The sequence below is a fragment of the Furfurilactobacillus sp. W61-4 genome, assembly GCF_057545565.1.
Genome location: NZ_BAAJNZ010000002.1, coordinates 188,356 through 209,942 on the forward strand (window position 1 = coordinate 188,356; position 21,587 = coordinate 209,942).

Annotated in this window: 25 protein-coding genes; 13 read left to right on the forward strand and 12 right to left on the reverse strand. The window is 45.1% G+C overall.

Annotated features, from left to right (window positions below):
- Positions 1-166 precede the first annotated feature (166 nt).
- Positions 167-562 carry a phosphate-starvation-inducible protein PsiE gene (locus AC27FN_RS04135; protein WP_407883123.1) on the forward strand — a complete coding sequence of 132 codons (396 nt, stop codon included), beginning with the start codon at positions 167-169 and terminating at the stop codon, positions 560-562.
- A gap of 326 nt (positions 563-888) precedes the next feature.
- Here the strand turns inward: AC27FN_RS04135 and AC27FN_RS04140 are convergent, their stop codons facing one another.
- Together AC27FN_RS04140 and AC27FN_RS04145 are read right to left on the reverse strand one after the other, a co-directional pair.
- Complete coding sequence (locus AC27FN_RS04140) at positions 889-1,494, reverse strand: pentapeptide repeat-containing protein (protein WP_487166747.1); 606 nt, start codon at positions 1,492-1,494, stop codon at positions 889-891.
- A 52-nt stretch (positions 1,495-1,546) separates the two neighbouring features.
- Entirely contained in the window at positions 1,547-3,091 is a 1,545-nt protein-coding gene (locus AC27FN_RS04145; RefSeq protein ID WP_487166748.1) for an ABC-F family ATP-binding cassette domain-containing protein, read from the reverse strand.
- Between the two features lie 316 nt (positions 3,092-3,407).
- Here AC27FN_RS04145 and AC27FN_RS04150 point away from each other — a divergent pair, with 316 nt between their 5' ends.
- Together AC27FN_RS04150 and AC27FN_RS04155 are read left to right on the forward strand one after the other, a co-directional pair.
- Complete coding sequence (locus tag AC27FN_RS04150; protein WP_407883118.1) at positions 3,408-3,767, forward strand: VOC family protein; 360 nt, start codon at positions 3,408-3,410, stop codon at positions 3,765-3,767.
- A 42-nt stretch (positions 3,768-3,809) separates the two neighbouring features.
- Positions 3,810-3,992 carry a hypothetical protein gene (locus AC27FN_RS04155; RefSeq protein WP_407883116.1) on the forward strand — a complete coding sequence of 61 codons (183 nt, stop codon included), beginning with the start codon at positions 3,810-3,812 and terminating at the stop codon, positions 3,990-3,992.
- 181 nt (positions 3,993-4,173) lie between these two features.
- Here the strand turns inward: AC27FN_RS04155 and AC27FN_RS04160 are convergent, their stop codons facing one another.
- The 5 genes from AC27FN_RS04160 to AC27FN_RS04180 all read right to left on the reverse strand — a co-directional run bounded on the left by AC27FN_RS04160 (position 4,174) and on the right by AC27FN_RS04180 (position 6,657).
- Complete coding sequence (locus AC27FN_RS04160) at positions 4,174-4,599, reverse strand: hypothetical protein (protein WP_487166749.1); 426 nt, start codon at positions 4,597-4,599, stop codon at positions 4,174-4,176.
- A gap of 15 nt (positions 4,600-4,614) precedes the next feature.
- The gene (locus AC27FN_RS04165; RefSeq protein ID WP_487166750.1) at positions 4,615-4,932 is read right to left on the reverse strand and encodes an immunity protein Imm33 domain-containing protein; all 318 of its coding nucleotides are present in this window, start codon (positions 4,930-4,932) and stop codon (positions 4,615-4,617) included.
- A 14-nt stretch (positions 4,933-4,946) separates the two neighbouring features.
- Positions 4,947-5,813 carry a DegV family protein gene (locus tag AC27FN_RS04170; protein ID WP_487166751.1) on the reverse strand — a complete coding sequence of 289 codons (867 nt, stop codon included), beginning with the start codon at positions 5,811-5,813 and terminating at the stop codon, positions 4,947-4,949.
- Positions 5,814-5,896: 83 nt separating this feature from the next.
- On the reverse strand, positions 5,897-6,259 hold the full coding sequence (locus AC27FN_RS04175) for a fluoride efflux transporter FluC (protein ID WP_487166752.1): 363 nt from the start codon (positions 6,257-6,259) through the stop codon (positions 5,897-5,899).
- Positions 6,259-6,657, reverse strand: a complete 399-nt coding sequence (locus AC27FN_RS04180; RefSeq protein ID WP_487166753.1) for a fluoride efflux transporter FluC — start codon at positions 6,655-6,657, stop codon at positions 6,259-6,261. Before AC27FN_RS04180 ends, AC27FN_RS04175 begins: the two co-directional genes overlap by 1 nt.
- Before the next feature lie 506 nt (positions 6,658-7,163).
- Here AC27FN_RS04180 and trpX point away from each other — a divergent pair.
- The 5 genes from trpX (at position 7,164) to AC27FN_RS04205 (ending at position 11,886) form a co-directional block, all read left to right on the forward strand.
- A complete protein-coding gene (trpX, locus tag AC27FN_RS04185; RefSeq protein WP_487166754.1) occupies positions 7,164-8,159 on the forward strand; it encodes a tryptophan ABC transporter substrate-binding protein in 996 nt (331 codons plus the stop codon).
- Positions 8,156-9,055 carry an ABC transporter permease gene (locus AC27FN_RS04190; RefSeq protein WP_487166755.1) on the forward strand — a complete coding sequence of 300 codons (900 nt, stop codon included), beginning with the start codon at positions 8,156-8,158 and terminating at the stop codon, positions 9,053-9,055. Before trpX ends, AC27FN_RS04190 begins: the two co-directional genes overlap by 4 nt.
- Positions 9,045-9,824: an ABC transporter ATP-binding protein gene (locus AC27FN_RS04195; RefSeq protein ID WP_487166756.1), complete on the forward strand. Its 780-nt coding sequence runs from the start codon at positions 9,045-9,047 to the stop codon at positions 9,822-9,824. The genes AC27FN_RS04190 and AC27FN_RS04195 overlap by 11 nt, the downstream gene beginning before the upstream one ends.
- 79 nt (positions 9,825-9,903) lie before the next feature.
- The gene (locus tag AC27FN_RS04200; RefSeq protein ID WP_487166757.1) at positions 9,904-10,707 is read left to right on the forward strand and encodes a glycosyltransferase family 2 protein; all 804 of its coding nucleotides are present in this window, start codon (positions 9,904-9,906) and stop codon (positions 10,705-10,707) included.
- Positions 10,708-10,875: 168 nt separating this feature from the next.
- Complete coding sequence (locus tag AC27FN_RS04205; protein WP_487166758.1) at positions 10,876-11,886, forward strand: baeRF3 domain-containing protein; 1,011 nt, start codon at positions 10,876-10,878, stop codon at positions 11,884-11,886.
- A gap of 366 nt (positions 11,887-12,252) precedes the next feature.
- Here AC27FN_RS04205 and AC27FN_RS04210 read toward each other — a convergent pair whose 3' ends face one another.
- Genes AC27FN_RS04210 through AC27FN_RS04220 form a run of 3 tightly spaced genes read right to left on the reverse strand, consistent with a single transcriptional unit; the run spans position 12,253 to position 14,197 of the window.
- A complete protein-coding gene (locus AC27FN_RS04210) occupies positions 12,253-13,128 on the reverse strand; it encodes an NAD(P)-dependent oxidoreductase (protein ID WP_487166759.1) in 876 nt (291 codons plus the stop codon).
- 58 nt (positions 13,129-13,186) lie between these two features.
- Positions 13,187-13,570, reverse strand: a complete 384-nt coding sequence (locus tag AC27FN_RS04215; protein ID WP_487166760.1) for an HIT family protein — start codon at positions 13,568-13,570, stop codon at positions 13,187-13,189.
- Between the two features lie 12 nt (positions 13,571-13,582).
- Positions 13,583-14,197 carry a hypothetical protein gene (locus tag AC27FN_RS04220; RefSeq protein ID WP_487166761.1) on the reverse strand — a complete coding sequence of 205 codons (615 nt, stop codon included), beginning with the start codon at positions 14,195-14,197 and terminating at the stop codon, positions 13,583-13,585.
- Between the two features lie 370 nt (positions 14,198-14,567).
- On the opposite strand from AC27FN_RS04220, the gene AC27FN_RS04225 reads away from it, so the two are divergent.
- Together AC27FN_RS04225 and AC27FN_RS04230 are read left to right on the forward strand one after the other, a co-directional pair.
- Positions 14,568-15,005 carry an ArsC/Spx/MgsR family protein gene (locus AC27FN_RS04225; RefSeq protein WP_487166762.1) on the forward strand — a complete coding sequence of 146 codons (438 nt, stop codon included), beginning with the start codon at positions 14,568-14,570 and terminating at the stop codon, positions 15,003-15,005.
- 199 nt (positions 15,006-15,204) lie between these two features.
- Positions 15,205-16,125 carry a DUF4097 family beta strand repeat-containing protein gene (locus tag AC27FN_RS04230; RefSeq protein ID WP_487166763.1) on the forward strand — a complete coding sequence of 307 codons (921 nt, stop codon included), beginning with the start codon at positions 15,205-15,207 and terminating at the stop codon, positions 16,123-16,125.
- A gap of 248 nt (positions 16,126-16,373) precedes the next feature.
- Here the strand turns inward: AC27FN_RS04230 and AC27FN_RS04235 are convergent, their stop codons facing one another.
- Together AC27FN_RS04235 and AC27FN_RS04240 are read right to left on the reverse strand one after the other, a co-directional pair.
- On the reverse strand, positions 16,374-17,165 hold the full coding sequence (locus AC27FN_RS04235) for an ABC transporter permease (RefSeq protein ID WP_487166764.1): 792 nt from the start codon (positions 17,163-17,165) through the stop codon (positions 16,374-16,376).
- On the reverse strand, positions 17,158-17,814 hold the full coding sequence (locus AC27FN_RS04240; RefSeq protein WP_487166765.1) for an ABC transporter ATP-binding protein: 657 nt from the start codon (positions 17,812-17,814) through the stop codon (positions 17,158-17,160). The genes AC27FN_RS04235 and AC27FN_RS04240 overlap by 8 nt, the downstream gene beginning before the upstream one ends.
- 195 nt (positions 17,815-18,009) lie before the next feature.
- Between AC27FN_RS04240 and rlmD the strand changes: the two genes are divergently transcribed.
- From rlmD to AC27FN_RS04255, 3 genes are read left to right on the forward strand one after another with little or no spacing between them, the layout of a single operon-like run.
- Positions 18,010-19,443: a 23S rRNA (uracil(1939)-C(5))-methyltransferase RlmD gene (gene rlmD, locus AC27FN_RS04245; RefSeq protein WP_487166766.1), complete on the forward strand. Its 1,434-nt coding sequence runs from the start codon at positions 18,010-18,012 to the stop codon at positions 19,441-19,443.
- Between the two features lie 44 nt (positions 19,444-19,487).
- On the forward strand, positions 19,488-20,096 hold the full coding sequence (locus tag AC27FN_RS04250; RefSeq protein WP_487166767.1) for a hypothetical protein: 609 nt from the start codon (positions 19,488-19,490) through the stop codon (positions 20,094-20,096).
- A 39-nt stretch (positions 20,097-20,135) separates the two neighbouring features.
- Entirely contained in the window at positions 20,136-21,575 is a 1,440-nt protein-coding gene (locus AC27FN_RS04255; RefSeq protein ID WP_487166768.1) for an MFS transporter, read from the forward strand.
- Positions 21,576-21,587: the final 12 nt, after the last annotated feature.

Below are 21,587 nucleotides of genomic sequence, written 5' to 3' on the forward strand. Positions count from 1 at the left end.
CGGTTGGGCGATCGCCACAATATGTAAAAACTTAATCAACTAAGCGTCTAAGCTCTCTCTATTCAAAAGTTGCCGTCGATGGCGCCAGCACCTCACTTGTTTTAATTAACTGATATCGATACACTCCTAAGTAAAGGACTTTTAAATATTAGTGGAGGTGACGATCATGTTCGATAAACGCATCATTCGTATCATCGAATTTGCGCTTAGCTGTGGTATGCTGCTCATTGCCCTGCTACTGACAATTTTCATGTTTCGGGAACTCTACTACTTAGCTCTATTAGTGACCACTCATGAAACAGCAGCGACGTTTGCTAGCGTAGCTGAAGTCGTCCTCGCATTTTTCTTGTACTTCGAATTGATTTCATTAGTTGTTGATTACTTTCGCGTTGGTCATAAGATTCCTTTACATAACTTTATTTACGTGGGTATCACTGCCATGGTTCGACTCCTAATTGCCCAACATGATGATCGCTTAGGCATTCTTATGTTAAGTGGCGCGATTCTAATTCTCGTCATTAGCTTACAAGTTCTGGATTTTCGGCCGTCTAAGCGACCATAATCTAAAAAAATCAGAGCGCAACCAGCTGGGTGATCCTGAGCATTAACTAGTCAGCAATGATTGGCGCTTTCTGCCAATTGTTGCTGGCAGGTTAAGCGCAAGGATCAGGCTGGTGCAGCTCGACAAACAGCTCAGAGCGCAACCAACCGGGTGGTGTCGAGCACTAGCTGAGGTTGTCTGGTTGGCGATTTTTGCCAATTAGGCGACCTGGGCTAGGCGCAGACAATAGGCTGGTGCAGCTCGACAAACAAAAAACCTCGGTCAGAGTGGGCGTTATCCAAACTCTGATCGAGGTTTCTTCGTGTTACCAGCTTATTTTGGAACATTTAAGATTGAATTTCTACGCCAAATAAACCGATCAACTGCGCTGCCTGAAATTCGTTGACAATCAGGCCCTTAATTAAATCAGCACTCACCAGTAAAGTTTCAAACTCCGCGTTGTGCCAATCGATTCCTGCTAACCGCGTCTCCGTAAAGTCAGCGTTAGTCAATCGTGAACCATTAAATGGCAAGCCTTGTTTGATCGTTACGGCTTGAAACACACTTTCACTTAACTCACAATCCGCGAATTGACTACTCGTTAACTGGGCTTCACTGAAATTTGCGTAAGTTAGCTTACTAGCCGTAAACCGCGTTTGCTTGAATACCGCCCCGCTGAAGTCACCGCCTGCCAATTGAACATTGCGCACCTGACAATCGTACCAGCGCGTTTGGCGCCAGGCCGTATTTGCTAATTGAACATGATCCAGCCGCACGTGGACTAATTCAGCTTCATCAAAGTTACTTTGTTCAAAGTGACAGCGTTCGAAAATCACATCCATCAGGCGAATCGGTAAGTTTGACACGGTAAATTGGCAGTTAAAATAGCGTGTATTTGCCTCTACCTGGTCTAATGACAAGGTCTGATCTCGCACTTCAGTTAAATCTGGCATCAACTTTCCCTCATCAATCTTTACTAGTCATCACTATGCAAGCCGATTATGCTTATTTTCTTAAGCTAAGTTTCTCCACGTTTAAGGTTTCATCAATCCACGCATCATAAAAACCAGCTTCATGACTAACCATAATCAAGTTACCACGAAAACGTCGCAAAGCGTCACTCAAGGCCGCCTTGGTCTCATCATCTAGATGGTTGGTCGGTTCATCCATAATTAAAAAGTTAGCCGGCGTTAATTCCATAATGGCTAACTTAACCTTGGTTTGTTCCCCACCAGATAATAAATTCATCGGTTTCATGACGTTAGCGGCATTAATCCCAGCAGCGCCCAGCTTTGTCCGAATCGTCTTCGGTAGCATGGTTGGAAATTGATCCTGAATCGTCTGCAATGGTGTCTTTGAATCATCGTCCCACACCAAGTCTTGGCTAAAGTAGTTCACTTTCGCAGACGGTGAAAACTCGGCCTCACCACTTAATGGTTTGAGCATCCCCAAAATTGATTTAATCAGCGTTGATTTCCCGACACCGTTAAATCCAGCAAAGGCAATCTTTTGAGCAGTACCAAGGGTAAATGTCACCGGAGCTAACAGCGGGTGTTCATAGCCAACCGACAGTTTACGGACCACTAGCGCATTCTGCGAACCAGTGTCTAGGTATGGAAAATCAAAGCGAGCACGTAAATTGTCAGCCGGTGGATCAATGCGGTCCATCCGGTTGAGCATCTTTTCTCGCGACTTGGCTAAGTTAGCATGCGAGCCGGCTTTGAACTTTGAAATCAAGCGTTCATTTTTCTCAATCACGACTCGCTGTTTCTCATAAGCCTTTTCTTGAAATTCTCGCTTCTCTTCCTTTTGCTTCATTGCCTTTTTAAAGCTACCCCGATATTTGGTGATTTGACCAAATGAAACATCACAAATTGCATTTGTGACGGCTTCAAGGAACTCATAATCATGGGAAATAATCATGGCAGCGCCCTCATAGCCATTTAAATAGTCTTCGAGCCATTGAATATGGGCGACGTCTAAATAATTGGTCGGTTCATCCAGCAAAATCACATCTGGATTTTCGAGCAATAATTTAGCCAAGATAATCTTTGATCGCTGCCCACCCGACATTTCTGAGACCACGTGATCTTTACCAATCTCGTTCAAGCCTAGTCCGGTGATCACCCGTTCAATTTCTGTTTCAACCTCATAAAAATTCCGGGCTGCCAATTCATCTTGCAAGCGCCCGGCCTTTTCCAACAATTGATCGTCCATTGACGTCGCATAATCAGCATAATAGCCCTGCATGCGGTCATTAATCGCGTACATCTCAGCAAAGGCGGTGTGCAAAAATTGAATCAAGGTCATCCCTGCTGGAATATCCGCATATTGATCCAAATAGCCAATGCGTAAATTTTTCTGCCATTTAATACTGCCGGTGACCGGCAAAATAGTCCCGGTTAGAATTTTAATTAGCGTCGATTTGCCAGCGCCGTTTTGGCCGACAATCCCTAGATGCTCCCCTTTTTCTAATTGAAAACTCGCATCTTCATATAAATTTTTATCAGCAAAACTCATTGATAAATTTGAAACTTCTAGCAAACTCATGTGTTAGTTACTCTCTTTTTCTCCGTCATGCTGGGCCTTAAATGAAAAACCGGTAGGAGAAACACGCCCATACCGGTTAATAACGAGTGCTTAATTAAGTCTTTAATTACCCAGTCTTGTTCCATTAATCGTGCCTACTAATATAACATAGACCTATGGCTGAGAGCAAAACACCGAACGTAAACAAGGCAGCTTTGAAGCCTGAATAAAAAAGCGTTCAATCCCATTAAGAAAGCGTGTAAGCAAAGCTCATTAGTCAGGTTTTGCCAAAACCTGTGCTACACTTAAATTAAGTTAGTGAAAGGGGCGGTGGCCAATGAATGTTCGCACCATCAATACTTATGAAATCTCGGTAACCGATCCACAGCGCGCCTGGCGCTTTTATCATGAGGTATTTGACTTGCCTGACGCGGTTTTAACAAACGGTTTAGAAACCGTGTCAGTCGCTGGTAAAAACGTAATTTTTCGTCAAGTCCCTGCTCACGACACTCACGTTGACCTCGATCATCCCGATCTGATTTTACGCGCCCGTGATCGAATCAACGATTTAATTAACCACCTGCAAAACTATTATGTTCCCATTGTCGCTGGTCCGACACCAGAAGATGACCTACAAGCCATTTTCGTTAACGATTACGAAGGCAATTTGATTAAGATTTTGGAACGGGCCAAGTAAGTCAACGACGCAAGTAACGTATCGAATAAGGAGGGTTTTATTATGAAACCTGTTGAACGTGATTATCATAAATTATTTGTTCCCCGTCGATTTGGTTTTGGCTACAACTTTAACACCCGCAGTAAAGGTGGGCGTTTCTTAGCAAGATCGGTCACGATCGCGATGGTCCTATACATGGTTGTTAGTATTCGTCATGGTAAATGGGCTGAAGAACACGGCCGTTAAACAACTTTTGATGGCTAAATTTAACCGGAGCTATGTCATAACACCGGTTTACCAACAAAAATAGCACTGTTTCCCGTAAAAATTGGGAAGCAGTGCTATTTATATTGAATGAAATTGGCAGGCTTCGACGCATGATTGAGACAAAGTTTATCTCGCCTGGTTCCTCCCACCATCTTGGTTATCAACGCCTACGGAACCAGGTTTGCCACAGTAAGCAACCCACGAAAAGTAATGGTGCTAAAAGAATTTCCACCACAAATAACACAAAATTGGCGCCCCAAAAGACAGCATCATCACGGCTTTGAACATCCATCCGCGCCTTAGTTTTATAACCATAACGATCATGATCACTCGCTTGGTCACGTTGTTTTCGCTGATCGAGATCATGGCGATCCAAAGCCCGTGCGGTGTAGGATGGCTGATTTTGACCGGTGAAATGAAGCCGTTTTGCCACAAAGGGGAAAAAACAGCCAAAGTTAATCACGCAAAGCGTATCCAACCATGACCAGGACCACACCGTTTGAAACCCACGACTCTGCATGGCAAACAGGGCCACTAGCACCAGCAAAGCAGGTAATCCCCGCACATAGATTTTTATCAGCCACATTCGCTCACCTTTTTATTAATTCACTCGTTGATCCAGTGTGACATTCCACCACTGCTGAGCATGCTCGCGCCACGTTAAGACACTTCCCACGGGCTGTTCGCGAATTGCCCAGATGGTTGGTTGTAACAGGACCACGAAATTAAATGGCAGCTCCTCTAAGGGAGTCGCTAGCGGATCTCGATCAGTTGTGGCGAAAAACCGCCAACCAGTATCGGCTTCATTGCGCGGATCTTCACGTATTGCATAGCCGACTTTTTCGCCATTAATAATTTGGCTAGAAACTAAACTTGTTGGCCGAACTATCGGTTGATCGACATGTTCTGATTCGCTCATTGAGCCTCCGTTAATTACAATAATGTTCGCCAGTCTCGTGCATAAATGAACCCCATTGCTTTTTCACCCGTATGAACCCCGATTATTGGCCCAATAATGCCACTTTCAAACGTCACCTGAGGAAAGTTTGCTTGGGAAGTTGCTAGCCATTGCGCTTTTAAGTCTGGGTTATTGGCGTCAACGATACTGACCCGTAGCGGATAATCTGTTTGGGCAACAATTTCGTGAAATTGCGTTTGAATCGTTTGAAAAGCTCGTTTCATTTGCCGCTCCCGACCAACAGCAATAATTTTGCCTTCGGGAGTAAAAGCTAACATTGGTTTAATTTGCAGCATGGCCCCAATCAAAGACTGACCATTGGAGATACGACCAGTCCGCATAAGATGGCGCATATCATTCACGACGAACATCACTTTTGTTGTTTGACGTAGCTGAGCTAGTCGCGCAAATATTTCGTCCACAGATAAGCCCTGTTGCGCCAAGGCAGCTGCTAACAAAACTTGGTTGCCAGCCCCCGCACAGGCAATCCGGGAGTCCCAAACATGAACCGCGATGTTTTTAACTGACGGCGCGTAGCTCGTCACATTTGAAATGAAGCCGGAGATACCGCTGGACATGCCGACAACAATCGCCGTGTCATACCCATCAGCGACTGCTTGATCTAACACACGTTGAACCTCGCCATTAGAAGCCTGTGAGCTAGTCGGTGCTTCATGCTCGGTTTTGAGTAGCGCATAAAATTTGGCTGCATCAAGATCAACATTTTCGTGGTAGACGTGGTGACCAAAGAGAACCGGATCATTGATGACATAGATATGATACTGATCCAAATCCGTTTGATTAATATACGCTGAGCTATCTGTTAATACCGCAATTTTCATCTTTCAACCATTTCCTTACGTCCTCATTGAGGTCTTAATTGAGACTTTACGAAGCTGTCAAAGTATACCGCTCTTTAATAAAATTACGCCATTATCGTTCCCAGCCAGGCTAACGCCACCCCACCTAGCACTGTCATTAACAAGTAACAAACGGCAATGACACGCTGCTGCTGACGTTCTAATAATAACACCTCGTTAACCATGGTAGAGAATGTGGTAAAGCCTCCTAAGATTCCCGCCCCGACTAACACCTTGGCTGCTAACGGCATTGATCCCGTCATCAGAAGACCCAACAGAAAGCTTCCCGACAGATTAATCCCGAATGTTGTCCAAGGAAAACGGGCCTGTTTAATCGGTAATTGTGCGACTTGCATCACTGCGTACCGGACCATTGCGCCAATGCTAGCGCCGCTCCCGGCCAAGAGAACGAGTAAACCATTGCTCATCACCACTCACCTCCACGCTGTGCCCGCGCCATTAACCATTTTGCCAATACTTGCCCAGCAAATGCGGCACATAAACCGCCAACTAATGATAACGTGACATAAAGCATTGCATTGCCAATGAAGTGGCGTGAAAGCAATTTAACCATTTCCAGTGAAAAGCTAGAAAATGTCGTAAAGGCACCAACAAACCCGGTACCAAGCCCTAAGATAACTTCACTCGGTAATGGCAGGCGTTCTGCCGCCCAAAAGTTCACCATTGTCAATAAAAATGCGCCAACAATATTAATCAACATCGTCGTCCACAGCCAATGACCACTCACCGGCCACAACAACTCCAATCCCTCTCGACTAGCGCCGCCTAAAAAAGCAAAACCAGCCACTGCCAGATACCGTTTCACTGATCACCGCTCCTTCATCTGATAAGAATTAATTGCAAATAGCATACACGTTGCTCGTCCCTTCACGCAAATTTGTTTTCAATCAATTTTTAACCTGCTATGCTCACCTCATGACGGGTTGGTGTCACCCTAAACTTTCGTGACTCAAGCACTTTTTTCAAAAAATACTTGACGCGTTCCTAGGCTTCACCTACACTATTGCCATAAAGACAGCCGAAAAAAGGAGATCGTTGTGATGGTTCAACTCACGAATACTCAACTAAATACTTGGCAAAGCCGGTAATTCAGGTTGCGTAATCACCATCTTGCATGGATGCAATCCTGAAGTCAGATCTTCGATTGTATCTGTGCCGACGACTTTGATGTGAATTCATCACCGAGTGCACGGGACAAAAACTGTGCGGGCTCGGTGTTTTTTTGTTTAAGACAGCTCGCAACTCGGGCTGTCTTTTTTCTTTTTCCGTGACACCAAGATTCATCATTAACTTTAACTAAGGGAGATAATCATGAAACGAATGTACGGTCTAATCACCATTTTACTGATTTTCCTCGGCGTAGCGTATTTCCAAAGTAGTAAGCAACAAGCTACCAAACAAAAAATACCGACAGTCGGCGTTCTCCAACTTTTGAGTCATCCAGCTCTTGATACCATCAATCGCGGCATTGACGACAGCTTAAGGACCCATGGTTATATTCCGGGAAAGACGATCCACATTGATTTTCAAAACGCTCAAGGCGATCAGAGTAATTTACAATCAATGAGCGCCCGCTTTGTTCACGAGCATGTCAACGCTGCTATCGGCATTGCAACCCCTTCCGCCCAAGCCTTGGCCAACGCAACTGATAAAATTCCGCTGGTCCTAGGTGCTGTGACTGATCCTAAAGGTGCTAAATTAGTCGCTAATAACGAACATCCCGGTGGCAATATTACTGGGGTCTCTGATCAAGCTCCGTTAAAAGAACAACTAGGGTTGATCAAACGATTAACCCCGCATCTGCATACCCTTGGCATCATTTATACCTCTAGTGATGATTCCGCGACCGCGCAGGCAAAACAATTCACCGCGCTCTGTAAAAAAGAACACATTGAACTTAAAGCTTATACCGTCGCAAGTACAAATGATGTTAACCAAGTATCACAAACAATGGTCAATGAAGTTGATGCCGTTTATGTACCAACGGACAACACGATGGCCAGCGCGATGCAAACGCTGGTTGCCAACACCAACGCTAAAAAGATTCCGGTTTTCCCAGCTGTCGATACGATGGTCAAACAAGGCGGACTAGCGACTTACTCTGTCAACCAATATAAACTCGGTCGCTTAACTGGTGACATGACCGTCGCAATTTTGAAACACAAGGCTAAACCAGCTACGACACCGATTGAATTTGTTCGCCATGGTGATCTAACCATTAACTTGGCCACCGCCCAAAAATTGGGCATCACCATTCCTCAATCATTAATTAACGAAGCCAAACAAAAGGGGGAACTTTACAAATGAGCTTAATGACATCCGCAATTGGTCAGGGCCTCCTGTGGGCTGTTTTAGGCCTCGGCCTTTTCCTGACTTTCCGAATCCTTGATTTTCCCGACATGACGGTTGAAGGTACGTTTCCACTAGGAGCCGCTACCGCAGTTGCTTTAATTTATCGGGGCGTTAATCCGCTACTCGCTACACTAGGTGCTTTTCTGGTCGGCATGGTGGCCGGGCTGATCACTGGTTTACTGTATACCAAGGGTAAAATTCCGATTCTTTTAGCCGGAATTTTAGTTATGACGGCCGCCTATTCGGTCAACTTACGGATTATGGGTAGTGCAAACTTAAGTCTACTAGGAAAAGCCTCCTTCTTTAAGAATCCTTTTTTGACAGCCCTTCCTCAATATTTCCCAGCTGTCTTTGTTGGTCTGATTGTCATTATTGTTACCACCCTACTGCTGGTCTTCTTCTTAAACACCGATCTCGGCCAAGCCTTTATCGCAACCGGGGATAATCCGACGATGGCGCGTTCGATTGGCATTAAAACCGATCGGATGACAATTATGGGCTTAATGATTTCAAACGGGATGATTGCAATGGGTGGCGCTTTAGTTGCTCAAAACAACGGCTACGCGGATGTCAATATGGGTATTGGCATTATCGTCATCGCCCTAGCATCCATCATTATTGGTGAAGTTGCTTTTGGCGACCTTTCGCTCACCCAGCGCCTAATTGCCGTCACTCTAGGTAGTATCCTCTACCGTTTCGTCTTATTAATCGTCTTACAGCTAAACTTCTCGGCCAACGACCTGAACTTGCTTTCTGCTATTATTTTGGCTTTATGCTTACTCTTGCCGCGTTTTCGGAAGTTCATTCACTTTGATCGCCTCGTTGAAAGGAGTACCCGCCATGACAGCTAATCCAACTACGCCATTACTCGAGTTAAAACACGTCAGTACAATTGTTAACTCACATACACCAAACGAAACAAAAATCCTTAATGATCTGAATTTGGACATTTTCCCTGGCGATTTTATTACTGTGCTTGGCGCGAACGGTGCCGGTAAGTCGACACTATTTAACGTTATTGGGGGTAATTTAAATGCCGATCAAGGTGACGTTTTACTCCACGGCAAATCGATCAAACACGAAAGTGAAGAACAACGCACCCGTTTTCTAGCCCGTGTCTTCCAAGATCCTAAATTAGGCACCGCCCCTCGGATGACGGTCGCAGAGAATTTATTACTTGCGGCTCATCGCGGGCAACGACGGCGATTAATTTTCCGTCAATTACGTCGACATTTGGCTGATTTCAAAGCAATGGCCGCAACAATGAATAATAATTTAGAAAATCGATTGTCAACGGCTACCGGCGATCTTTCCGGTGGACAACGGCAAGCTCTTTCTTTTTTAATGGCCGTGGAAAGTAAACCTGAATTGTTGCTGTTAGATGAACACACTGCTGCTTTAGATCCCAAAACCTCGCAACAATTGATGCAGGCCACTAACGAACGGATTGCCAGCGACCAGCTCACTTGCCTAATGATCACCCATCGTCTGGAGGATGCCTTAATCTACGGTAATCGCTTGATTGTGTTAAATGACGGCAAAATCACCTTTGATGTACGGGGTGAAGCAAAAAAACAGCTGACTCGAGAACAACTCTTCACATTCTTTGAAGATCTTTAATCTCCGGCGCCCACTTCAGTTTCACCGAGAAGACGCGTATTCTTTAATAAGGATCAAAATCATTTGAGGGAGGTTCGCTATGTCGCCGTTAGTGTCCATCATCGTACCTGTTTACAAAGCCGTTGATTATTTAGATCGCTGTATTGCCAGCCTCAGTCGACAAACTTACCCAACTATCGAAATCATCTTGGTCGACGACGCTTCACCTGATGATTCTGGTGCCTATTGTGATTTTTGGGCTAGTTTAGATGAGCGAATTCACGTCCTTCACCAATCAACCAACCAAGGTGCTTCCGCCGCCCGCAACCGGGCTTTGGCCGTTGCCGAAGGAACCTACGTCTGCTTCGTAGACAGTGATGATTGGTGCGAACCAGACTATATCGAACACTTCGTCGAAAATATGATCTCTCGACACGCCGACTTGGCTTGCTGTGGCTATTTCTCTGATGGCTTGTTAATCAAAGCTACCAACAACAAACCACTTTCGCGTCACTTAACACAAGGTGAGATGTTACAAGATGTGATTAAACCAGGTGGCGATATCCGCGGCTTTCTGTGGAACAAGTGTTATTCACGTGCCATTATCGTTGAAAACCAACTGCAATTTGATACGAGTCTGTCCGTCATGGAGGACCAATTATTTAACGTCAGTTTCATTCGCGATGCTCGTACATTCTGGTATGATGCTTATCAGACCTACCATTATGTCACCCATGGTGGCAGTGCGAGCCACAACCTCTCGGCGAAGACCTTCGCGGCTGAAATGAACGCCTTAGATAAGATCAGTAGTGTGATCCAAGAATCTGATCTGCAATTATCCTTACAAAAACTGCTCGCCTCGAATCGAGCGACGCTAAACGACTTATTCAAACAGGACCATTAATCTGTCGAGCGCCACCAAACTAGTTTCACTCTGAATATTGGCAATTAACTTCACCGCATTCTATGAGGAAGTTAATTGTCTTTTTTTGAAGCCCTGACCTAGACTGAATTTATTCAAAGACCTCAGATGGGTCGGTAGTAATGAATGATTTAATTGGAGGGATAGTTCATGTCAAGAAAAGACCGTAAACAAAAGATCAAGGATTTACTCACTTTAGAAAAAGTGGAAGGACCGGTTATTTCACTTTATTTGCCACTACATCCTCGCGAAGACAGTCCCGAACAGGATACGGTGACGCTTAATTCGCTCATTGATCAGGCTAAAACGACCATTGAACTAGAATATTCGAATAAATTGTGGAATGCCTATGAATTTCAACTGAACAAGTTGTTTGCCAATGGTTTACCAACTTCGGAAACCTTGAGTCAAGGCCTGTTAGTTTATGTCACCACTGACAGTATTGAACAAATCGACTTAAATTTCGCGATCACTGCCGGTTTATACATCAACCCGCAGCCACTGCTATGGCCAATTCTAATTAACAATCGACCACAGTCTGACTTTGACCTCCTCTTGCTACAAAAGCACCAAGCACGCTTGGTTCGTGTCACATATGCTAACCAAGTCACATTTGACACAATTCTCACCATTGCGGCTAGCGCAGCAGAAAAGGCGAATTCAACCACGTTCTTTACCAGTGTTGACGAGCAAATTCTGACGCAAGCCACTAATCAAGATCAATTGCCACTCATCTTAGTTGCTAATGAACAAGATCAAGGTGCTTTCCGTAAAGTTAGCAAGAATCGCGCGCTAAGTGCTTCAATCACCCAAACGATTGATCCTAATTTACAGGCTGATCGCACACAACTAGCCCAATTAGCCCAACAAGTTGCTGACAAATTGACAACTGCTGGTATCGCTGCACTTCAGACCGAGATTACCAACGCACAGGGGGCCAAAAAGTTCATTCAAACCCCAACCGAAATTGTCGACCAAATCAAGGTGAATGATGTGGCGACGTTAGTACTCACCTTGGATACTTTAACCGTCTTTGGTGATGCTAGCACCGTCAATGATTTACTTAAACAGGCTGTCGCCGGTGACACAGAGATCTTTATTTTCACTGATCAAGTTACGACGCCAGCTGCACCATTGGCCATTTTACGCCACGCGATCTAACCATTTGGTGAACCACTAAATCCAATTTCAACCTACAATCGACTTTAATACCAAATAAAAAAACCATTTCTCCCTGTTGATCGGCGATCACGCCGAACATGATTGGAAATGGTTTTTTTGTCGAGCTACACCAGCCTGTTGTCTGCGCCTAGCCCAGGTCGCCTAATTGGCAAAAGTCGCCAACCAGTCAACCTCAGCTAATGCTCGACACCACCCAGCTGGTTCCGCTCTGAGTCTGTTTGTCGAGTTACACTAGCCTGTTGCCTGCGCCTAGCCCAGGTCGCCTAATTGGCAAAAGTCGCCAACCAGTCAACCTCAGCTAGTGCTCAACACCACCCAGCTTGTTTTGCTCTGAGTTTCTTGCGTTTACTCAGCAGCTTGATCCCACCATAATTTGACTAGTGCTTGTGTGCCATCGTCGCCTAAATGTTGATCATCCACTAACTGCTCGTAAAGTGCTTTGGCCACCTGAGTAGCCGGTAAGTCAAGATGCAGCTTTTCGGCTTCACTTAAAGCAATCCGTAAATCTTTTAAAAAGTGCTTAGCAAAAAATCCAGGTGTGTAATCATTCTTTAAAATCCGTGGTCCATACGTATCCATCGACCAATTATCAGCTCCACCATGACTGAGTGTAGCTAAAACATCAGGTAAAGATAAACCAGCCGCTTTTGCATAAACCAACATTTCCGTTAAGCCGGTCATCGTGCCAGCAATCATAATCTGATTGGCCATTTTTGCATGCTGCCCAGCGCCTGCAGGACCGAAGCGATGGACCGATTGACCCATCAGATCAAACACCGGCATAACCTGATCAAAAGTCGCTTGATCACCCCCAACCATCACCGTTAACGTTGCCCTTTTTGCACCAACATCACCGCCCGAAACCGGTGCGTCTAGGGCACCCACTTGAAGTTCCTTAGCAGTCGCCGCGATTCTTATGGCTAACGTCGGTGTACTCGTGGTCATGTCAACCACAATTTGACCCGGCTGAACGCCTTCGAAAACGCCATCAGCACCAAAATAAATTGCCTCAACATCTTGTGGATAACCCACCATCGAAAAAATAATTTCACTATTGGCGACCACGTCTCGCGGCGTTGCAGCCCACGATGCTCCCTGTTCAAGCAAAGATTGTGCTTTAGCTTTAGTTCGATTAAAGACCGTCAGTTGGTGTCCGGCCGCTAATAAATGTTCAGCAATTGCCGACCCCATAACGCCGGTGCCAATAAATCCAATTTTCATCGTCAAACCCCGTCTTTCCATCTTAACCAGTATCTAAGCTGTCGAAATCGGTCACGATCTATTTAAGTTTTCGCGGAATTAGGTTACGAACGCCACCTTCAGGCACACGCATGTCACCAAAATATCGTGGAATCAGATGTACATGCGCGTGAAAGACCGTTTGCCCCGCGTCCGCACCCAAGTTCATGCCGATGTTATAAGCATCTGGGTGATACTTCTCATCTAAAATAGCCTTCATCTGCATCACAAGATCATCGATCGCGACTTTTTCTTCTGGTAGCACGCCCCACCAATCGCTAACGTGGCGTTTAGGCACAATTAGGGTATGACCTGGATTAACCGGATGAATATCCCAAAAGGCTTTGGCATAGTCATTTTCAACAATGAGTTCTGTCTTCTCACAAAATGGACAACCTGGTAAAGTCGTTATTTCGATTGCCATATACTGGCCTCCCTATCTATCACTTTGCGCTGCTAATCGACGTAACTGGCGCCGACGATGATTATTGACCATTAATCCACCCCAGCCAAGACCACTCACCGCAATCACCACATCTGCGAGCAATTGGTTTTGACGAATGTGATCGGCAAAATCATTCAGCTGATCAGTCTGAATCGATTGGCTAAATGTGGTCAAAACTGGACCGCTGATCACACTTGTCACAGCTGATCCACTACCACCCGACAACCCCACGGTAGCCATTTGCTGATTTAAGTCGTCTTGAATGGCACGCTTAACAGCCGGCACATCAAAATTTAGCGCACTACCAGCATAGGTCTCTTCAACACCTGTGGTTAACACTGTCCGGATCAATTGGTTAGAAATCAGACCAGTTGGTAAATGATTCGCCGTCATTTGGGTCTGCAACTGCTGTTGAGCCTGACTAATCACCACCGGATTTTGCACAGCCCGCACCATAAATGAACCGTTTAAGACTGTCAGTCGTCCAACTAAACTTACGATAAAAATCAAACCGATCAGGCCACTCAACAAACGATGTGGTCGCTTGAGTTTGACCGTGACTGCCGGCTTAATTGTGGTTTTCTTTAACTGTGAATGTCGTTGCATTCGACTCGTTACTGCTTGGGTTTCATTCAATTTCATATCGTTAGTTTAGCACAAAGCCATGTGGAACCGTGGTTGTTCGCATTTAAGAATCCACTAAGCTCGTTATCCTTATTTTCGCATTCGTTAATAATTATGAAAGCGATAAATGGGAATAACTTTTTCAAAAAAAATCAAATTAGTTAATCCCCTGTCGCTGTTCGCTTTCAGGAACATTTCATAGGTTTTAGTTATATGAAAACCAGAAATTTGATTGACACAAAATATAAAATAACTTATAGTAATCATCAGAAAGACATACAAAAACTGACAGTAATTAACGTCGACGCAGCGTCAAATCGTAATGATTCGCTGCGCAAGGAGGACTGCCGCTATGCTACACATTTATACGATTGGTTCATCAACTTCATGCCGCCGCGCCATTAAATGGTTAACCGACAAAGCGGTTCCCTTCATTGAGCATCCAATTGATACGACTGAAAATAAAACCGTTAAATCACGGGAAAAATTAACAACCTCGACTGTCCGTCAATTTTTAGCAGCTAGTGAAGCTGGTTGTGACGAACTACTAGCACCTCGGTCAATGGCCATGGATCAATTAAGCCAACGCTTAGATTTGGCTAACTTATCCCTTAAACAGATGATTACAGTGATCGCTAATCATCCGAAAATGCTTCGCTGGCCGATCGCTTTTGATGACCAACGCCGAATTCTTCAAGTCGGCTTTAATGAAGATGAATTTGGTACATTTATCCCCCGAAAATTGCGCAAGCAAGAGTTGACCAATATCCTGGCCGCACTTCATCAATAAACAATAACAACCTCACCCAGTGATTCGAATGGAATCACTGGGTGAGGTTGTTTAATTATCGCCAACACATTTGTCATTACCAATGAATTGTAAATCTTTGCTAACATCCCCGAAAAATTGAATTCCAAGCTTCACATCCACCTATGGCAATGCTACGATACGCACAACTTGATGTTTATTTGATAGGAGATTTTTAGCAATGGATCTGACCTCTTGGGGACGTTTTTTTATTCATCACAAGCACAATGAGCCGGGCCATGTGGCAATTGAAATCGGCGTAGATGCGCGCAAGCCAACGCTGGTCAATGCCTTTTCACGATCTTTAAAAGACATTGACCACTTGGCCATCAATTATTCAGCTGCAACCATTGTCATTCAATCAACTGACCGACCAGACCTGATCGTACGTGAGTACATGCTCCTCGATGAGGCCCAGTACTATGCTAAAGTTGATCAAACAGCTAGCACGTTAATCATTCGTGCGGGTGATCGCCCTGCTAAGGACAAGCTACATATTCGAATCGAGATTGAAGTGCCCAGCACCTACCACGAACGCTTAGAAATCAACTCGGTCAGTGGGACCATCAAATTGGTTAACTTACTACAGTTGCGGCACTTGGCAATCACGTCTACCAGTGGTAGCATCGCACTGAGCCAAGTGAAGACGCGTAGTTTACTAATTGACTCGGTCAGTGGTGCAATCAATGGTGAACAATTGACTTCAACCGACACCACTATCAACGCGGTAACCGGCAACGTTGCGCTAACGACTACCTATGGTCACTACAATGTTCATTGTGATGCAGGCGCATTACGCTTGATTGATGCACATGGCAGTGGTCGCTTCAATGTCACTAGTGGCTCTGCCAAACTGGCCTTTACCACTGTCGATGGCAATATCACGGCCGAATCCTCCGCCGGCTCGGTGCGGCTGCAAGTCCCACGAACTTTAAGTTACCGTTTTAATTTAGAAACTTCGATTGGCACCCTTAAAACGCCAGAGAATGCCCATTTTTCAAATAATGAGCGTCGCTATCAAACTGGTGCCGTGGGTGATGCCAGTGATTTATTAATCAGCATGCTCACCGTTGTCGGATCGTTAGTTTTGGAAGCACACTAAACGATTACACGGTGACACGACCATATTAAAGTCTACATAAAACAGTCCCTATTCCCCAAGCCTGGTTTGGGGAATAGGGACTGTTTGTCGAGTTACACCTGCTTGTTGTCTGTGCCTAGCCCAGGCCGCCTAATTGGCAAAAGTCGCCAACCAGTCAACCTCAGCTAGTGCTCGACACCACCCAGCTGGTTCCACTCTGATTTGCTTTGTCGAGTTACACCTGCTTGTTGTCTGCGCCTAGCCCAGCATTATGATTGAGATCGCTTGGCTTCAGTTTCCATAACCAATTGTTGGTCCTGATTGAAGAAGCGACGATAAGCAATGTATGACGCGCTGACCGAGCCTAGACTTGTTGCCGACAACAACATAAACACGACCATAATTTGATATTTAATCGCGTAGACCGGATCAACGCCAGCAAAAATCAATCCTGACATCATGCCTGGTAGACTCACAATCCCATATGTCTTTGACGCATCAATCGTCGGTTGCATCCCGGTTCGAATACATTCACGGACGATTGAAATTGCTGAATCATGCGGTGTGGCACCTAACGCAATTCGTTCTAAGACCTGTTGTCGCTGATCCCGAAACAGGCTAAGCATATTACGATAACATAACCCAATTGCGACCATTGAATTGCTGGCAATCATCCCAGAAATTGGAATCATCTGCGAGGGAACAAACTTTATCGCACCTGATAAGACTAGCCCACTTAGAGTCACACTAGTACTAATTAAAATGGACCAAAATGACGACCAAAAAAGATGTGGAATTCCTTGACCACGTTTTCGGGCATTATAAGCCGCGTTAAAAATAATGACTAAGATCATGGCCAACGTCAACAGCACATTATTTACCGCAAAAATATATTTGAGGACAAACCCAACAATCGTGAGCTGCACAATGGCGCGAACAACCCCAATAATCATGTCACGATTAACGCCCAACTTTTGACGCCAGCCAATAAATAACGCAACTAACACCAAACCTGCTGCAAATGCCAAGCTCAAATTATTCACATTAACACTGTTATGCATGAGTAGCCTCCTGGACGTGGTGCCCTTTTTCAATTCGATAAAGAACATCGGCTTGAGCGATTTCACTGTCATCGTGAGTGACGGCAATCACGGTACCGCCTCGCTGTTGAAAATGATCGATCAACTCATGCACAATTGCTTTATTATCTGCGTCTAAACCGGTTGTGACTTCATCAAGCAACAGGATATCTGGTGGAAAAATTAGGTTACGAATTAAGGCCACTCGCTGTCGCTCCCCACCAGATAGCTCAGTGATCTCATGATCTAAGTAACTCGTTGGTAAATTGACCTGATCTAGTAAATCTAACTGACGTTTTGAATCAACTGATTGGTCCCGAATGTCAAACGGAAAATTCAAATTATCCGCCACCGTCGAGCCAAACAAAGTCGGCTGTTGAAAACAGTAAGAAACCCGTCGCCGATAAGCGGTTGGCTCATAAGAAAAGGCATCCTGTCCGGCAAAAGTCATCGTGCCACTAGTTGCGGTGATCATCCGCGCAATCAGTTGTAAGACGGTGCTTTTCCCTGAACCGGAGGGCCCCACAATGGTCATGCGTTTACCCTGCGCAATGCTCAGATCGATGTCACTCACAATCGTTTGCTCATCAATTCGATAAGCAATCTTTTCTAACGTTAATAAATCTTCCATCAGCTGCTCCTTTAAATAAGAATCATTCTATACTTAAATCATAACTTACTGAGGGAACAATGTCCGGTCATTGTGCCTAGGATCACCAAGATTTATATGATCAATTCCGTTAGCGTTGGCTGCCCTTTCACTGACTAAAAATGCTATGATTGTGAAGATTAATTTGTCCCTGTTCCACACTACCCGGAGAAAAGCATGAACAATAATAAAACAACCAACTTTCGATCAGCATCACGTTCACCGCATCGTTCAACACCATCAACCCCTGTTTCAGTAACGATTGGCCAACGTTTTCCACTCACTATCAAGCGCTTAGGTATCAATGGTGAAGGCATCGGATACTACAAGCATAAGATTACCTTTGTTCCCGGGGCGCTTCCTGACGAAGTGGTTGTTGTCGAGGTAACCCAAGTTTCAAACCATTTCTTAAAAGCCAAAGTTCGTCAAATTAGGACCTCAAGTCCTCATCGTGTGCCCCCAGTCGACAAACTGGCGGGCGAAGTTGGCGGCTTTGAGCTCGAACATTTATCCTACGATCAACAACTCATTTTTAAACGTGACGTTATTACTCAAGCTTTGGAAAAATATCGTCCTCGCGGTTGGAAAAATTATGATCTACGTCCCACAATCGGCATGAGTAATCCTTACCACTACCGCAATAAAGCACAATTTCAAGTACGAAAACCTGGCGACCACGTCGAGGCAGGCTTATACAAGGAAGGCACCCATGATTTAGTTGATTTGCCCGAAGCTAGTACCCAAAACGAGGCAACATTGACGGTGATTCGTGGTCTCGTCGCCATCCTCGAAGCACTTGATTTACCCATTTACAATGAGGAACAAGGTTCAGGTATCATTAAAACATTGATTGCTCGCTCGGCTCAGGCGACCGGTGAAGTCCAAGTAACGTTGGTCACAAACACCCCTAAGCTGCCTAAAAAACGACAATTACTGGCATTAATTCACGATCGTTTGCCGCAAGTTGTTTCTGTCATGCAAAACATTAATCCCGGCAAGACCTCCCTCGTTTGGGGTGATGAAACACGCAAATTGGCAGGCCAGGATTACATTACTGAGACGTTGCTTGACAAACAATTTGAATTATCGCCACGGGCTTTCTTGCAGCTAAATCCTGATCAAACCACGCGCTTATATCAAGAAGCGATCAAAGCACTTGATTTAACTCACGCGCAGCGCTTGGTCGATGCTTACTCTGGGGTAGGTACCATCGGTTTAAGCTTAGCCGAACAGGTTGGTGAAGTCCGCGGTATGGATACCATTAGCGAAGCCGTCGATGATGCAAATCGTAACGCACAGTTAAATCATATTGAAAATGCAACTTACTTTACCGGCACTGCCGAAGATTTGTTGCCGCAATGGGTTAGTCAAGGCTGGCGCCCTGACGCACTGGTGGTTGATCCACCACGAGCCGGTCTGGCCGAGACAATGATTGACACCATCCTGCAAGTTCAACCCAAGAAATTCGTTTACATTTCATGCAATCCATCGACACTCGCTAAAGACCTTGTGGCATTAGCGACCAGCTATCAAGTCGACTACATTCAATCCATTGACATGTTTCCTCAAACAGCTCGTGTCGAAGCAGTGGTCAAATTGTCCCGACGTTGATCAGGACTAACTACTTTTGAACCTACCTGAAGGAGTATCCGGACATGTCTACGTCGTTACTGCTTTCTTTAGCGGTTTTTGTCTATTTTATTTTTGATCAATTTGAATATAATCCGGTCGGTCGCCTAAGCTATGTGATCATTCCGATCTTTTGTTTGATCAATTTTTTAACTACCTTCACTTGGCGCCCCTTGGCTTTCCTCAGTTTATTAGCCATTATGATCATCGGCGTTGGTCTTGGCTGGTACCAAGCTCGCTACGCCCAAATTAGGTTGGTGAATCAACCACGGGCTTATTTTAAGGACAGTCAAGGCGTAGAACAACCGATTTATCGCAAAGTGGTGAAAGTTCGGGGAGGTCAGCACTATCTTATCGGCTGGTTGATTGCGTTATTGGTGCAATTTGGTTTACAAATTCTCGCTAACCATCATCTACTGAGCGAGCGCGAGATCTTCGCGCAGGCCAAAGCTGAAATACTAGCGGACATTATGAGTGTCTTTCGCTTTGCTAGTCAAGGACATACAGCTTGGTATCTTTGGTCACTAACCGGCATCATCAGTGCAACCTATACCCTTCGTTTAGCTCGCCGGTCACCGAACATTCGCCAGATTGTTCTGGGCCGACACGAGGATGCCGGCCACATTGACCAATGATTTTTATTGTCAGTCACCCATTTTTACGGAGATTTATTTATGCAGCAACGTTCCCGGTGGCTGCTATTACTTGCCACCTCATCAGTTTCCTTTATGTCAACGATCGATGCTAGCATCGTCAACATTGCCATTCCCCATATCAGCCGAGACTTAAATGTACCAATGAACGAAGCTGAATGGGTTGTCTCAGTTTACTTAGTCCTCATCTGTACATTATTGATTTTTTTCGGAAAACTAGCCGATCAAATTGGGCGCATCCCCGTCTTTCAAATGGGGACCCTCATTTTTTTAGCCGGCTCCTTAGGCTGTGACTTAAGTCACAATTTGCCGATCCTGTTGGGCGAACGAGCCATTCAAGCACTCGGCTCAGCGATGGTCATGGCAACCAATTTTGGCATCATCACCCAGATCTTTTCAGCTGATCAGCATGGTCGCGCATTAGGCATTAACAGTGCCTTCGTGCAGGTGGGTAATTTAGCCGGACCAGGCCTTGGCGGATTAATCATTTCATTGGCAAACTGGCATTGGATTTTCTTTGTTAATTTACCAATCGGCCTGATTGCCTTTTGGTTCGGTCACCGGATCTTCCCTAAAACACCGCTGAAGTTAGCGCAAATTCACGTAGACTGGTGGGGGTACGGCACATTTGCGCCAATGATGATCACCTTTTTCGTCGCTATTTTCTGGGGACAGGCCGTTGGCTTTCATCAAGTCGGCGTCCTCACGCTATTTATCATTGCTGGCATCTTGCTTGCTAGCTTTATTGGGATTGAACACCGGGTGGCTGATCCCTTAATTAGCTTAAAAATCTTTGCCAATCGAGGCTTTTCATTAGGAATCATTTCAGCGATGTTAGTCTACATGGTTGGCTATTTTAACAACGTTCTAATGCCGTTTTACTTGCAGGAAACGTTGGCTTTATCGGCAGCTAGCGCTGGATTAATTTTAATGACCGTGCCATTGTTAAACATCATCAGTGCCCCAACCGGCGGCATCATTGCTGATCACATTGGTGCCGAACGCGTCTCCTTTTACGCGTTGTTCTTATTTATTATTCCGGAATTAATTTTCCTCTTTATCCAGCCGAGCTGGGCCATTCTCTGGTTAATTGTGGCACTAGCCGGTTTCGGAATCGCTAATGGCGCCTTCCAAAACAATCCCATGATTATGGGCAACGCTGGGCCAGAATTTCAAGGAATTGCTGGAGCAATCGCCGCTCTTGGCCGCAATCTAGGCATGACCATTGGCCTATCTTTATCCACCTCACTGCTTTATGTGGGAATTAGTCTTAAAGCTGGAAAACGACTAACCAGTTACCCACAGCAACACCCACAGTGGTTTGTCTTCGGCATGCATTTTAGCTACCTAATCGCCTTTTGCTTGATCCTGATTGCGCTGGGACTTCTAGGTTGGTTGCTCAACAGTCGTCGATCGATATCAACTTCACAAGATCACCAGCGTCAATCAAAAGACGTTTAAAAGAACTCAGAG